This window comes from Deltaproteobacteria bacterium (assembly GCA_016874755.1).
GTDB lineage: Bacteria > Desulfobacterota > Binatia > UBA9968 > UBA9968 > DP-20.
The window spans coordinates 86336-101057 of the sequence record VGTH01000012.1; the positions used below are offsets into that span (position 1 = coordinate 86336).

12 protein-coding genes are annotated in these 14722 nt (G+C 57.6%); 11 read left to right on the forward strand and 1 reads right to left on the reverse strand.

The window, feature by feature from the left end; genetic code table 11:
• The first annotated feature begins 161 nt into the window (after positions 1 to 161).
• The 4 genes from FJ145_09695 (at position 162) to FJ145_09710 (ending at position 4781) form a co-directional block, all read left to right on the forward strand.
• Positions 162 to 671 (forward strand): hypothetical protein, encoded by a 510-nt coding sequence (locus tag FJ145_09695; protein ID MBM4261691.1) that lies wholly within the window; start codon positions 162 to 164, stop codon positions 669 to 671.
• Between the two features lie 147 nt (positions 672 to 818).
• The gene (locus FJ145_09700; GenBank protein MBM4261692.1) at positions 819 to 1883 is read left to right on the forward strand and encodes an ABC transporter ATP-binding protein; all 1065 of its coding nucleotides are present in this window, start codon (positions 819 to 821) and stop codon (positions 1881 to 1883) included.
• A gap of 3 nt (positions 1884 to 1886) precedes the next feature.
• On the forward strand, positions 1887 to 2972 hold the full coding sequence (locus tag FJ145_09705) for an extracellular solute-binding protein (protein MBM4261693.1): 1086 nt from the start codon (positions 1887 to 1889) through the stop codon (positions 2970 to 2972).
• An 81-nt stretch (positions 2973 to 3053) separates the two neighbouring features.
• Entirely contained in the window at positions 3054 to 4781 is a 1728-nt protein-coding gene (locus tag FJ145_09710) for an iron ABC transporter permease (protein MBM4261694.1), read from the forward strand.
• 167 nt (positions 4782 to 4948) lie between these two features.
• On the opposite strand, the gene FJ145_09715 is transcribed toward FJ145_09710, so the two are convergent.
• Complete coding sequence (locus FJ145_09715) at positions 4949 to 6520, reverse strand: Rne/Rng family ribonuclease (GenBank protein MBM4261695.1); 1572 nt, start codon at positions 6518 to 6520, stop codon at positions 4949 to 4951.
• Positions 6521 to 6802: 282 nt separating this feature from the next.
• Here FJ145_09715 and FJ145_09720 point away from each other — a divergent pair, with 282 nt between their 5' ends.
• The 7 genes from FJ145_09720 to coaD all read left to right on the forward strand — a co-directional run bounded on the left by FJ145_09720 (position 6803) and on the right by coaD (position 14718).
• The gene (locus FJ145_09720) at positions 6803 to 7402 is read left to right on the forward strand and encodes an HNH endonuclease (protein ID MBM4261696.1); all 600 of its coding nucleotides are present in this window, start codon (positions 6803 to 6805) and stop codon (positions 7400 to 7402) included.
• A gap of 240 nt (positions 7403 to 7642) precedes the next feature.
• Positions 7643 to 11197, forward strand: coding sequence for a chromosome segregation protein SMC (gene smc, locus FJ145_09725; GenBank protein ID MBM4261697.1), 3555 nt, complete (start codon positions 7643 to 7645; stop codon positions 11195 to 11197).
• 116 nt (positions 11198 to 11313) lie between these two features.
• Complete coding sequence (gene ftsY / locus FJ145_09730; GenBank protein MBM4261698.1) at positions 11314 to 12240, forward strand: signal recognition particle-docking protein FtsY; 927 nt, start codon at positions 11314 to 11316, stop codon at positions 12238 to 12240.
• Positions 12241 to 12290: 50 nt separating this feature from the next.
• On the forward strand, positions 12291 to 12629 hold the full coding sequence (erpA, locus tag FJ145_09735) for an iron-sulfur cluster insertion protein ErpA (protein ID MBM4261699.1): 339 nt from the start codon (positions 12291 to 12293) through the stop codon (positions 12627 to 12629).
• Positions 12630 to 12825: 196 nt separating this feature from the next.
• Positions 12826 to 13653: a zinc-binding dehydrogenase gene (locus tag FJ145_09740; GenBank protein ID MBM4261700.1), complete on the forward strand. Its 828-nt coding sequence runs from the start codon at positions 12826 to 12828 to the stop codon at positions 13651 to 13653.
• Complete coding sequence (gene rsmD, locus FJ145_09745) at positions 13641 to 14234, forward strand: 16S rRNA (guanine(966)-N(2))-methyltransferase RsmD (GenBank protein MBM4261701.1); 594 nt, start codon at positions 13641 to 13643, stop codon at positions 14232 to 14234. The genes FJ145_09740 and rsmD overlap by 13 nt, the downstream gene beginning before the upstream one ends.
• Positions 14224 to 14718 carry a pantetheine-phosphate adenylyltransferase gene (gene coaD / locus FJ145_09750; GenBank protein ID MBM4261702.1) on the forward strand — a complete coding sequence of 165 codons (495 nt, stop codon included), beginning with the start codon at positions 14224 to 14226 and terminating at the stop codon, positions 14716 to 14718. The genes rsmD and coaD overlap by 11 nt, the downstream gene beginning before the upstream one ends.
• The last annotated feature ends 4 nt before the right edge of the window (positions 14719 to 14722 follow it).

Sequence of the window (14722 nt, forward strand, 5' to 3'; positions counted from 1 at the left end):
TTCGGAACATCGAATGAGTTTTGGCGCCTTTCCGAATCTGTTGCCTGCTGCCTAGTGCCTCTCGTCGATTTCGCCTCCTTTGCCTTGCCCATGCCCTCCGTGGTAAAAGTGCTTCACATTTAGCCGCTTTTGCGGTCGAACAAGCTGAAAGGAGCCAAGTTATGGCAAGTGAAAAATCCCCGATCAATGTCAAAAAAATCGGTCATGTGGTCTACGCGTGCAGCGACATCGAGCGCACCGCGAAGTTCTGGACCGAGATCATGAACTTTAAGTTCTCCGACAAGAACGAGATCGGCATGGTCTTTTTCCGTAACGCCACCGACCATCACACCATCGCGCTCATCCAGGCGACCGAGAAAAACCAGCTTCCCAAGCGCGGCCAGGTCGGCTTCGATCACATGGCGTTGGAAGTCGCCAGCGTCTCCGAGCTGTTCAAGATTCGTGACTTTTTGAAATCAAAAGGCGTGGAGATCTTCTACGAAGGCCGCCGTGGCCCCGGCGGCAACCCCGGCGTCGAATTTTACGATCCTGATGGTTACAAGGTTGAAATCTATGCCGCCATGGATCAAATCGGCACCGACGGCCGCAGCCGCCCCGCCAACGAGTGGAGCCGGGCGACCACGTTGGAAGACGTGGTGAAGAATCCGCTGCCTAACTCGGACTACCATTAATCCAATGGTTTTGAGTTTCGGGTTTCGTGTTGCGGGTTTGTCGAATTAACCCGCAACACGGAACTCGAAACCCGAAATATTTCTGCGCCGTAACCTACCGATCACATGCCCAGCCGCACGCCGCCAGATTGATATCCTAGGCAACCGATGATTTCGATCCGCCGTCTGCAAAAACGTTTTACGGTCAGCGACGGCGTCGTGGCGGCGATCCAATCCCTCGATCTGGAAATCGCCGAGGGCGAGCTGTTCGTCATCGTCGGCGCCAGTGGTTCGGGCAAGACTACTCTATTGCGCTGTATCGCCGGGCTCGAAGTGCCGGACGGCGGCGCGATCGCCATCGGCGGCAAAACGGTTTCATCGGATCAGCCGCCCGTCTGGATACCGCCGCAGCAGCGCGGCTTGGGGATGGTGTTTCAGTCCTACGCCGTTTGGCCCCATCTCACCGTCTCTGAAAACATCGCCTTGCCGTTGGCCGAAGGAGCGCAGCGCATCCCGAAGAGCGAAGTTGCCAGCCGAGTAAAAGAAGCGTTGCGCCTAGTGCAGCTCGAAGAACAAGCCGACCGTCCGGCGACGCTTTTAAGCGGCGGCCAGCAACAGCGCGTCGCCTTGGCGCGCGCCATCGCCGTCAGCTCGAAGTTATTGTTGATGGACGAGCCGCTCAGCAACCTCGACGCGCGTCTGCGCGAGGACGTGCGCGGCCGCATTCGCGACCTCGCCAAGCAGCTTCATTCGACGGTCCTCTACGTCACCCACGATCAGATCGAAGCGATGGCGATTGCCGATAAGATCGCCCTCATGCAAGCGGGAGAGCTTTTGCAAGTCGGCACGCCGGCCGAGATCTATCACAAGCCTAAGAGCGCCGATGTCGCCGATTTCTTCGGCTCGGTCAACTGGCTCGACGGCGAGATCCTCGAGCGAGGCATGGTCGCGTCGCCCATCGGCAAACTAAGAATTGAAACTTCAAGCGTTTACGGAAAGCAAATTAAACTCGGCTTTCGCCCGGAATCGTTGTTGATCGCCAACGGTGCCGCCACCGACAACACGTTCGTTGGCAAGATTACTTCGAGCACATTTCTCGGCGATCAGTTCACTTTCAACGCCGAAGTGAATGGCCAGCTGCTCTGGGGCAAGAACCGCTCCTTGCCGCAGTCTAACGACGGTGTGCTGAGGTTTCGAGTCGAACCGGCGGATATTATGGTCTTTGCACGTTAAACGATGGGAGGTTTTATGAAGGTCGTTAGAGTTTTGGCAGGCGCGCTAAGCCTACTCACGCTGGCATCTTATGCTCGGGCAGCCACTTTGGCTGAGCTGATCGAAGGCGCCAAGAAAGAAGGCGTGCTGCGCGGTCAGTGGGGACAGGCGAGCTTTGGCGGCAGCGAAGGCTTCAAAGAGATCGTCTCCGCTATGAACAAGAAATACAAGACCGATATCAAAGGTCAGTACACCCCGGGCCCTGACATGCAGGCGCTCATGCTGCGCGTGATCCAAGAAAACGCCGCGGGACAACCCGCTAGCACCGACGTTTATCTGGGCAACGCCCAGGCGATGCTCGACGGCTTGAACGCCAAGGTCATGAGGCCGACGACCTACAATCAATTTATTCAAGACAAGCCGGCCACCGAAGGCAAGTTCAACCCGATCGCGGCGGACGGCACCCACGTGGCCTTTGCCACCGCCGTCGTCGGCGTGCAGTACAACACCAACTTCGTCAAGGGCAATGACATTCCGAAAAAGATCGAAGATGTGTTGAACCCCAAATGGAAAGGCAAGATCGCCTCGACGCCTTATGCTGCCGGCATCCGTGAGTTTGCCACGCCGGATTTTCTCGGCCGCGAAAAGGTCGTCGACTTTACCCGCAAGCTCTCCAAACAGATCGCCGGTCTGATGCGCTGCGGCGAAGTCGAGCGCATCACCAGCGGCGAGTTCATCATGCTGGCCTTTACCTGCGGCGGCAACGACGTCAACGTCGCGCGCCGCACCGGCGCGCCGGTGGGCCATGCAGTCATGGAAGAAGGCACCGTGCTGCACATGCGCTACGCGGCCATACCGAAAAACTCTCGCTCGCCCAACGCCGCCGGCCTGTTTATTCATTTCCTGATGAGCGCCGAGGGCCAGGAACTGCTCTGGCGCATGGACGGTTTGGACTTGCACCTTTTCCCCGGCTCCCAGACCAAGCGCGAGCTCGATCGCGTGCGCGCTGCCAAGGGCAAGGTGATCATCAACTCGCCCGAGTGGCTGGCGTCGTTCAAGGACTACACGGCGATCCAGAAGGAGTTGGAAAACATACTGAGGCAGAAGTAGAAAAATTCCAGATTACAAATTACAAATTATCCAGATCCCTAAGCTGTAATCTGGAATTTTGAATCTGGAATTATCATTCCTATGACCTCCCGCATTCGCGGTCTTTTCAGCGGCGGTACTTCCCCGGCGCTGCTCTCGCTCGCCGCCCTGCCGATGGCGGTAATCCTTGTGCTGGTCATCGCCATGTTCTGGGTCAGTGTGCAAAAAGGCGCCCTCGGCACACCGAGCGCGGTCTATACGCTCACCAACTACAGCGCAGTCTTTGGCGATCCCTTTGTTGTCAGCGTGGTTGTCAACACCCTGATCTTTACCATCAGCGCAACGCTGGTGGCCTTAGCCATCGGTCTACCGATCGCCTGGTTGGTGGAGCGCACGACGCTGCCGGGGAAAACTTTTCTCTATGCGATCATGACGCTGGGCTTATTGATCCCAGGTATCTATACGGCCATGGGCTGGACGCTGATCGCCCATCCGCGCATCGGTCTGTTAAACCGCTGGTTGGTCGATCTTTTTGGTCTCGACGACGGGCCGATCAATATCGCCACGCCCATCGGCATGGGCTTTGTCCAAGGTCTGAGCCTGGCCGCCCTCGCCTTCATTCTAACTTCCCAAATGTTTCGCGCCATGAATCCGTCGCTGGAAGAAGCGGCGCGCGTGCACGGCATGGGCTATGGCAAAATTATTCGGCGCGTGACATTGCCGCTGGCGCGGCCAGGCATTCTTGCTGCAGTGATCTATATTTTCACCATCGGCATCGCCACATTCGACATCCCGGCGATACTCGGCCTGGGCAATCGTGTCTACCTGCTCAGCACCTTTATCTATCTGAAAGTCCACCCCCAGGGCGCTGGCTTGCCAGAATACGGCATCACCGGTGTGGTCGGCGCTTTCATGATCGTTGTCGCAGGCATGCTGACTCTCTGGTACGGCCAAGTGCTGCGCCAAGGCCATCGCTTCGAAGTCGTCACCGGCAAAGGCTACAAGCCGGCGCTGATTCCGCTCGGGCGCTGGTCGATCTTCGCCTGGGCTTTGATTCTTGGATACGCTCTCATCTCCAAGCTCATCCCGCTCCTGCTCATCGCCTACGCCGCGCTCATGCCCTACTTCGTGCCGCCGTCGCTCGAAGCGATGCAGCAGTTTTCCATGACCCACTTTTACGGCATGGATTGGGAGCTGGTTTCGCGCGGGCTAAAAAACACGGTGGTGTTGGTGGCGGTCGTGCCGCTGGCGGTTTTACTGTTGGCCTTCACGATTTCTTGGCTGATCGTGCGCTCGCGCAGCCGGGTCCGCTATCTGCTCGAGTTCGGCGCGTTCCTACCCCAGGCGCTGCCGGAAGTAATTCTCGCGATTGGCGCACTGCTCTTGGCGCTGTTCGTGATTGGCAAGAACGTGCCGCTCTATGGCTCGGTGTGGATTATCGCCATCGTCTATATCGTCGCACGCTTGGCTTTCGCGACCCGCGCGCTCAACGGCTCGTTATTGCAAATCCACCGTGAGTTGGAAGAAGCAGCGTTTGTCTCGGGCCTGTCGACGGCGCGCACCGCTTGGCGTGTGCTGTTTCCGCTGATTCGCCCAACGCTATTTTCAGTTTGGATCTGGACGGCGCTGTTGGTTTACCGCGAACTGACCGCCGCGGTTTTTCTCGCCGTGCACGACAACATCACGCTGCCGGCGGTGATCTGGAGCTACTGGTTCAGCGGCAGTATCAACAAAGCATCGGCCGTGACTTTGCTCATGACCCTCGTGCTCGCACCGCTGATCTTTATTGCCTGGTGGTTCGGCCGGCGCAGCCAAGTCTCGCTCAACTAGTGCGCTGTCTCACGCTGATTGAACCTTATGCCAAATTTGTCGCTGGAGCCCGAAGAGGGATTTTCACCGCGAAGGGCGCGAAGTGCACGAAGGTAAGAGAAGAAAACAGTAAATTCTTTTCCGAACTTCGTGTCCTTCGCGCCTTCGTGGTGAAAAATTCTCCCGCTTTAGCTCGTGCTAATCTCGTACTGCTCGTGGCGCAGCTCGGCGCTGACTTTGATAATTATTTTGTGATCGATCTCATCCTCTAAGTTGTCGAGGCTCTTGCTGCGGTCATCGTAGAGAAAATTGGCGATATCGGGATGCATGCGCACGATGACGTTCTTGCCCGCTTCGAAGCTCGCCTGCTGCTTTTCGATCGCGCGCAAAATATCATAGGCCACCGTCACCGGCGATTTGACTTTGCCCCGTCCTTCACAGTGCGGGCACGGGCTCAGCAGCTGATTCTCCAGACTTTCGCGGCTGCGCTGGCGCGTCATTTCGATCAAGCCGAGCTCGGAGATCTTGAGAATATTGGTCCGCGCTTTGTCTTTCTTGAGCGCCTCCCTGAGGGCGTCGTAGACCTTCTTGCGGTTGGCCTCTTTCTCCATGTCGATGAAGTCGATGATGATGATGCCGCCGACATTGCGCAGCCGCAGTTGACGGACCACCTCCTGCACCGCTTCCATGTTGGTCTTGAGAATGGTCTCTTCCTGGTTGCGCTTACCGACGAAGCGGCCGGTATTGACGTCCACGGCCGTTAGCGCTTCGGTGCGCTCGATGATCAAGTAGCCGCCCGAACGGAGCCAAACCCGCCGCTCCAGCGCTTTGGTGATTTTTTCTTCGATGCCTTGGCTGTCAAAAATCGGCGTTTTATCTTCATGGGGTTCGATCTTCGACTTCAAGCGCGGCATGAAGTGGTGCACGAAATCGATGATACGCTTGTGGTCTTTGGCCGAATCGATCGCTACGCGCTCGGTATCGGTGGTAAAAAAATCGCGGATGGTGCGGGTAATCAGGTCGAGGTCCTGGTGGATTAACGCCGGCGCCGGGGCGCCCGCGGCCTTCTTTTGGATGCCCTTCCAGAGCCGCGCCAAAAACGCCAGATCGCGCTGGATCTCCCGCTTGCTGCGCCCCTCACAGGCGGTTCGCAGAATAAAACCGCCATGGCTCGTACCCATGTTCTGAGCAATCTCTTTTAAGCGCTTGCGCTCCTCTTCGCTTTCGATGCGCCGCGAGATGCCGATGTGCTTGGTGCCCGGCATGAAGACCATATAGCGGCCCGGCAGCGAAATGTGCGATGTCACCCGCGCTCCCTTGGTGCCGAGCGGATCTTTGGCGACTTGGACCAAAATATCCTCGCCGCGCGAGAGCCGTTTCTCTAGGGGCAGCCGGCGTGAGAGGTGCTGGCGCTTGGGCGCCGGCCGCTTGACCTCCTCCTCCGCGTCCTCCTCGGACTCTTCAAGCTCACCATCGCTTTCGTCGCCGCCCTCGCTCTCGGCCGGGCCTTCGATGATTTGCACATCTTCGGGCACTTCGTAGAAATCCGACGCGTGCAGGAAGCCCGCCTTGTCCATGCCGATTTCGATAAACGCCGCCTGCATGCCCGGCAGCACACGGGCGACCTTGCCTTTGTAGATATTGCCGGCGATGCCCCTTTCCTCTTTGCGTTCTATGAGAAACTCGGCCAGCAAGCCATCTTCCATAATGGCGATGCGGCTCTCCTGGGGCGTCGAATTGATAAAAATCTCTTGCTTCATGTTCTAGTGATTTTAGGTTCCGTGAAAAAAAAAGAGGCGCCGAGAGATGCGGACCTCATAACCGTGAAGTGGAGATCCGTGACGGTCATCGGGTGGTGGTTGCCGCTACATTAGAGCAAAAGGTCCTTAACTTCAAGTATGATTTACGCGTCACCTGCGTAATTGACATTGCCGGCCACGACCGCTACCCTCAAAGGCAGTAACTCTGAATAAGACTGACTTCGAATAAGTCAACAGGAAGGCTACTCTATGAGTTTTCCGGCCACCGCGCCAACATATTCGATACTTAACACCAAGGTCCTGATTCTCAATCGCTCCTATCTGCCCATTCACGTCACCTCGCTGCGCCGCGCCTTCACCTTAATGTATCAGGGGATTGCCGAGGCTGTAAACGAACAGTATCAGACGTTTGACTTCGCCAGCTGGAGCGAGCTGGCGATCGCCGCCAACGATGAAACCATCGGCCTAGTCAATCGGGTTATCCGTGTGCCAAGAGTGGTTCTGTTGGTTGGCTATGACCGGGTGCCCAAGCGCCAGGTGCGCTTCAGCCGGTACAATATCTATGCTCGCGACAATTGCACCTGCCAATATTGCGGCCGCCGTTTGCCCAGACAGGAGTTAAACCTCGACCACGTGATTCCGCGATCTCAGAACGGCACCTCAACCTGGGAAAACGTCGTCTGCTCTTGCCACGAATGCAATCGGCGCAAGGGCGGGCGCACGCCGCAGCAAGCGAGCATGCCGCTCATCCGCAAGCCCTTCAAGCCCAAGTGGACACCGTTCATGCAGGAGACCTTCAGCCTGTCGCGCTACCGCGAATGGATGCCGTTCCTCAACACTGTGGATAGCTCGTACTGGAACACCGAGCTTTTAGAAATCTAAAATCGTTTCGCAAATCCGGTCATAACTAGCGGATAAGCGATTTGAAATGCCTAGCATCGCTGCGTCCGGCTCGGCTGCTATTGCCTATTCGTCGACCAGTTATCAACATATTGTGGTGACTTATCCACAGCGCATACTTTATGTTGTGATCTTGCTTGACAGGGTCGATTCATTGTGAAATAAGTTTCGGTGAGCCAAGCGCCTCCCCGTTGGCGCAATAGCCTGTCACAAAACTTAGCTATGCGACTCAAACGTCTTGAAATGTTGGGCTTTAAGTCTTTTGCCCAAAAGACCATCCTGGAGCTTAACCCAGGGGTCACCGCGGTGGTCGGCCCCAACGGCTGCGGCAAATCGAACATTGTCGATGCCCTGCGCTGGGCCATGGGTGAGCAGAGTGCGCGCCATCTGCGCGGCCATCAGATGGAAGACGTAGTCTTCGCCGGTAGCGATTCCATGCCGGCGACGGGCATGGCTGAGGTCTCCTTGACCTTCGACAATGAAGATGGCCGCGGGCCGGCTGACTATGCCAATTATAGTGAAATCTCGATTACGCGGCGGCTGTTTCGTTCCGGCGAATCGGAGTACGCCATCAACAAGACGCCATGCCGCTTGAAAGACGTGGTCGAGCTGTTTCTGGGCACCGGTATCGGCAATAAGGCCTATTCGATCGTCGAGCAGGGGCGGGTCGACGAATTGGTCAATTCCAAGCCGGAAGACCGGCGTGTCTTGATAGAGGAGGCCGCCGGCACCAGCAAATATAAGAGCCGCAAGCTCGTCGCCGAGCGCAAGTTGGAACGCACCCAGCAAAATCTGTTTCGCGTGACCGACATCGTGCGCGAGATCGAGCGCCAGATCCGCAGCATGGAGCTGCAAGCGCGCAAAGCCGAGCGCTATCGCAGCCTGCGCGCCGAGCTCCGAAAGAAAGACTTGACCTACGCTGCTTTGCAGCGCCAGAGCTTCGAGCAAGAGATCGCGCACCAAGAAAACCAACTAAACGAAACCGAAAACCAATTGGCAGCGCACATCGCTTCCCTGCGCGGCAAGGAAGCCCAAAGTGAAACGGTGCGGCTGTCGATGATGGAAGCCGACCGCGAGATCGGCGCGCAGCAAGAGACTCTCTACGCGCGCAAGGCCGATATTCAGGGCCACGAACAAAACATCGATTTTGCTAAGCGCGACTTGCTCCAGCTCCAGAACAGCGAAAGCGAAGCGCGCGCGGCCCTGCGGCAGTTGGAGCAGAAGCTCCAGAGCCTCGCCCAGGAGATTAACGATCTTAGCAGCGCCAAAGAAAGCTTCGTGCAGCTATCATTGTTCGAGGCTTCTTTTCTACAGGAAAAAGAAGATGAGCTGGCCAAACTTCACGCCGACATCCGCTCCCAGAGCGCCGAAATTGACCAGGAAAAAAACGAGCTGATCGAGATCGCCAACCAGATCGCCTATCTGAAAAACGATCTGCGCGCCAAAGAATGGCGCTGCGGCGAGCTGCGCACCGAGCTCGTGCGCAGCCAAGAAGAGCAGCTGAACGCCGAAACGGCGGCGCAAACCTCGGCCCAAAAGCATGACGAAGCGGAGCGCGCCTTGGCCAACTGTCTCGATGAGGCACGCCAAAGGGAGTTGGAAGTCGAGCAGGTGGGCGCCAGCATCCACACCCTAAGCGCGACCCGCAGCGAGCAGGCGCGCAAGATCGCCGGCCTCAAAGAACAGGGCCAGCAAAGCCGCTCGCGCCTCCTATCCCTCGAGGACTTGCAGAAAAACTACGAGGGCTATCAAGAGGGCGTGCGCGCGATCATGCTCAAGAAACAGCAAGAGAATCAGGCCAACGGCATTTATGGCTTGGTCGCCGAGGTGATCGACGCGCCGGAGTTCTACGAAAAAGCCCTCACCGCGGTGCTCGGCGATCGCCTACAGTACGTCATCGTCAGAGGCCATGAACAGGGGATTGAGGCAATCGAGTATTTAAAGCAGCAGGCTTCGGGCCGCGGCAGCTTCATCCCGCTCCATCTCGCGCGCAAGCAGCACAAACCGCTGCCCTTGAGCGAGGCGGAGGTCGTCGGGCCGTTGATGGAGATGGTTTCGGTTAAAGAGGGCTACCGCGATGTTGCCGAATATCTGCTCGCCGATGTTGTGGTCGTGCGTGATCTTATCTCTGGTTTGGCCCTGTGGAACCGCAACGGCTTTTACTGCACCCTGGTCACCCCTGACGGCGAAGTGATCGACTCCATGGGCATCGTCACCGGCGGCAGCAACAGTTCGCTGGAAGGCAGCTTTCTCACCCACCGCCGGCGCATTCGCGAGCTAAGAACCCAACTGGATGAAATCGACGAGCAGCTCTGCGGCGAAACCGAGAAGAGCACCCTCGTCGAAGCGGAGCTGGCGCAGGCCCAGGAACGCCAGGCAATCCTGCGCGGCGAATTGCACCGCTTGGAGATCGAGCGGGTTCGGCTCGAACATGAGCATCGTGCCGCCAAGAGCGACAGCGAGCGGCTGGAGCAAACCGTGCGTGCCTTGACTAAAGAACAGAGCGACCTCAGCTCCACCCTGGAAAAGCTCCACGAAGAAGTTCACCAAGCCCAAAGTGACAGTGAAAGCCGCCTGCAGGAAAAAATCGAGCGCGAGCAGGCGCTGGCAGCCAAACAAGAGATCTGCAACGCGCTGCGCCAATCGGTGCAGCGCTTGGACTCCGAAGTGACCCAATCGCGTATCCGCAACGCCGCGTTGGGAGAGAAGAAGCAAAACACCCATCACAATCTGGAGAACCGTTTAAAGCTGCAAGAAGAGACCGGCGCGCAAATCGAATCGCGCAACGGGCAGATCAACGAGGTGCTAAAACGCCGCGCCGAGGTCGAGGCCGCGCTGGTCGAATCCGAACAAGAACTCGGCTCGCTGCGCAGCGGGTTGCAGGAGATGGAAGAACGGCTGCAGGCGGACCGGCAACGCTACCGCAACATCTCCATGAACCTGGCAGAAATCGATGAGACCATCAAGGAGCTCCGTCCTCTTAGCGAAAGCTGCCAAGAAGAACGCAACCGTGTGCAGCTCCAGTTGGCGGAGAAACGCATCAATTTTCAGCATGTGGCGGACAATCTGCGCGAAAAATACGATGTCGATCTGATGAGTTTGATTCCCCTCTCTGCCAATGAAGCCCCGGTGCGCGATGACCTGGTGGCGGAAATCGAAGACTTGCGCAGCCGCCTGGAACGTATGGGCGAGGTCAACCTGGCGGCCATCGGCGAATATGAAGAGCTGACGACCCGCTTTCAGTTCATGAGCCAGCAGAAAGATGACCTGGAAAAATCCATCGCCGACCTGCAGCAGACCATCGTCAAGCTCAATCGCATTTGCCGCCTCCGTTTCAAAGAGACCTTCGAAGCGATCAACGAAAAATTCGAGGCCATCTTTCCGCGGCTGTTCCGCGGCGGCAAAGCCAAGCTCGTGCTCACCGACGAGAACGATTATCTGGAAACCGGCATCGACATCGTGGTCCAGCCGCCAGGCAAGAAACTGCAGTCGATCTCACTGCTCTCCGGCGGTGAAAAGGCGCTCACCGCGGTCAGTCTGTTATTTGCGATCTTCCTCACCAAACCGAGTCCGTTTTGCTTCCTTGACGAAGTCGACGCGCCGCTCGACGATGCCAACGTCGACCGCTTCAACGAGATGATCAAAGAGATGAGCGAGCACTCGCAGTTCGTCATGGTCACCCACAACAAGAAGACCATGCAAGCCGCCGAGATGCTCTACGGCATCACCATGGCCGAGCCCGGCGTCTCCAAAGTGGTTTCCGTGCGCATGCAATAGCGTCAGCCCCTTCTAAGCCTAGCTTTTTAGGTTCGAAGTTCATCTTGAATTTGAACCCGGCATTCGCCGCAAAAGCGTCACTTCCAATCCGCGGCCAAAACGTCTAGAACATCTGCATGGCCGGGCTATCTCTCTTCCAAAGACTCAAACAAGGTTTAACCAAGAGCAAAGAAACCTTCGTCGAAAAAGTCACCACTGTCTTTAAAACCAGCCGCTGGGACGCCGCGACTTTGGACACCATGGAGGAAGTGCTGATCGGCGCGGACGTCGGTGTCAAAGCAACCGACAAATTGATGGCCGCCCTGCGTCGAAACGTGCCGGCCAATGGCGAGAACGTCGGCGAGGAGATGGCCAAACGTCTGCAGCAGGCGATGATCGGGATGCTGCAAAGCAAAACCAACGGCGCGCAGAAGCCGGCACTTTCGGTGCGCCCCTGGGTGATCCTCTTTCTCGGCGTCAACGGCGTGGGCAAGACGACCACCATTGGCAAGATCGCCGCCCAGTTCCGCGCCCAAGAGAAAAAAGTCTTAATGGTTGCCGGCGACACCTTTCGCGCCGCCGCCATCGAGCAGCTCGAGGCCTGGGGCCAGCGCGCCGGCGTCGAAGTAATCAAACACAAAGCGGGGGCCGATCCATCGGCTGTGGTCTACGACGGCCTGCAGGCAGCCAAGAATCGCGCCGTCGACGTTGTCCTGATCGATACCGCCGGCCGGCTCCACACCAAGGTCCACTTGATCGAAGAGCTCAAAAAAATCCGCCGCATCATCGTCCGCGAACAGCCGGACGCGCCCCATGAAACTCTGCTCGTCATCGATGCCACCACCGGCCAAAATGGCATGCAGCAGGCGCGGGTATTCAAAGAAGCCACCGCCATTAGCGGCATCGTCCTGACCAAGCTCGATGGCACCGCCAAGGGAGGTGTCATCATCGGCATCCAAGAAGAGCTCGGCGTGCCGGTTCGATACGTTGGCGTGGGTGAAGACATCGAAGACCTGCAGCCCTTCGAGCCGGCTCGGTTCGTCCAGGCGCTCTTCGAAAACTGAGCTGCCGCCCGCCTTGACTAAAAGCGCGCCCGGACTTACCATTTTCACATATGGAAAACCAGGTTGACCTTTCGCTCACGGAAAGCGCGGTACGCCAGGTAAAGACCCTGTTGGCGCGCGACCGCAAAGATGACCAGGCGCTGCGGGTCTCGGTCACCGATGGCGGTTGTTCCGGGTTTTCTTACAAGCTGAGCTTCGATCACGAACCGAAACCCGAAGACATTGTCGTGGATGCCGACGGCGTGAAAGTCTACGTCGATGCCAATAGCGCACCCTACCTCAAAGGCACCGTGATCGACTTCGTCAGCGGCCTCTATGGCGGCGGATTTAAATTCACCAATCCCAACGCCACCGGCACCTGTGGCTGCGGCACGTCATTTTCCGCCTGACAAGTTCGCCGCGTGTCAAAAGCGCATTGCATGCGGTGCGCCGTTTCCGCTTTCCGCGTTTCCGGTTTCGTAGTTCGCCTCGCCTTTGACACTATTTTCAGTTCTTGCTAACCAAAAATGATCCGCACAGGAGTCGCCGCTGAACGCCGTTCCGAATCACACGCAAATCCTTGCACAGCCCGGTCTTGGCAATATCGTGATCGCGATGCGCGCAGTCGCCCTGGGCCAACACGCCCATGGCCGCGCGGGCATCGTGGTTGAGACCGGCGCAGCGGTGACTCACTTGAAGCCCGGCGACCGCGTCGCGCTCTCCCCTGCCGCAGCCTGTATTAACGCAATCGGCGAGCGCGAATGGACGACCAGCGCACAAAACTGTTGGTGCTTTTCCGCTGACATTTCTTGGGCGCAAGCGGCCGCTGTTAGCTCAGCGCATGCTACGGCCTGGCGCTTGCTCGTAAGCTTGGCTCGTCTGCAACCAGGCGACATCGTTTTGCTCACAGGCCTTGGCGATGCCGTGGCAGTTGCCGCCTTGCAAATTGCAATGCAGATGGGCACCCATGTCATCGCTGCGTCCGACAATGCCAATCATCTAACAGCGGCTCAGGCGCTGGGCGCCGCTTACGCCATCGACTGGAGCAAGGCCGATCTGCCAAAGGAAGTGCGCGGCGTCACGGCCAAACATGGCGCTGACGTTGCGATAAACTTCGCGGGCGGCGACAGCTGGAGCCAGACGCTCGCTTGTTTAGCGCGCGGCGGCCGCCTAGCGACGGCAGGCGCACTAAATGGCGCCCAGCCGCAAACCGACCTGCGCCGGATCTTTTGGAACCATCTGCAAATCTTTGGCGCCGCTCACGGCAGCCACCGGGACTTCGAGCAGGTTTGGCGCTGGCTGGAATCGACCGGAGTACGACCGCTAATCGACAGAGTTGTTCCCTTCGACCAGGAAAAAGCTGCGCAGCAGCGCTTTCAAAGTGGCGCGGCCTTCGGTAGTGTCGTTGTGAGCGATGAATCATGCGCGTCATAGCGGGAAACGCGCGCGGCCAACGCCTGAAAGCACCCAAAGGCAATAGCGTTAGGCCGACGGCCGATCGCGTCAAGGAATCTTTGTTCAATATTCTTGCCCACGAGTTATCTGGAGCGCGGGTTTTAGATCTGTTCGCTGGGACGGGAAATCTGGCCATCGAAGCTTTAAGCCGCGGCGCCGCCCACGCCGTGTTGGTGGAGTCGTCCAAAATTACGGTGCAGTGGATGCGCGAGAATATCGAGCGGCTTGGCTTGCAAGAAAAAGCTACCGTCATAAACGCGCCGGCCCAACGCGCATTGAGAAAACAGGCGGAGTTACGGCGGCAGTTCGATATTATTTTTCTCGACCCGCCCTATGGTGAAGCACTGGTGCCGAAAACCCTCGCGCAAATCGCGCAAGATAAAATATTGAGCGCCAGCGGCGTGATCGTCGCCGAACATAGCGTGCGCGACAAGGTCGAGGCGAGCTACGCCTCGCTTGCGCGCAGCGACCAGCGGCGCTACGGCGACACGGTGCTATCATTTTTTCGCAGCAATCTTGAAACTCTTTCAGAGCGAGGAAACCTTAACCATGGCCAGTGACAGCGTCGCGATCTATCCGGGGTCCTTCGACCCCATTACCAACGGGCACGTCGACTTGGTGCGCCGCACGCTGCGGGTGTTCGATCGAGTTATCGTCGCCATCGCCACCAACCCGGACAAAGATCGCTCGCTATTTACCGTCGACGAGCGCATTCAAATGATTCATGAAGTTTTTCGCGACGAAAAAGATCGCCTGCAGGCAGACTCGTTCCAGGGCCTGCTGGTCGACTATGCCGAGCGCAAGAACGTCACGGTGATCATCCGCGGCTTGCGCGCGGTTTCCGATTTCGAGTACGAGTTTCAGATGGCGATGATGAACCATCGCTTAAAACCCAAACTGGAGACTTTTTTCATGATGACCGGCGAGTCGGAGTTCTACATCAGCTCACGCCTGGTCAAAGAAGTGGTAAGTCTGGGCGGCAACGTCACCGGCCTCGTGCCCGACAACGTGCTTAGAAAGCTGCAGAAGAAATTCAGCCGTTAAGGAT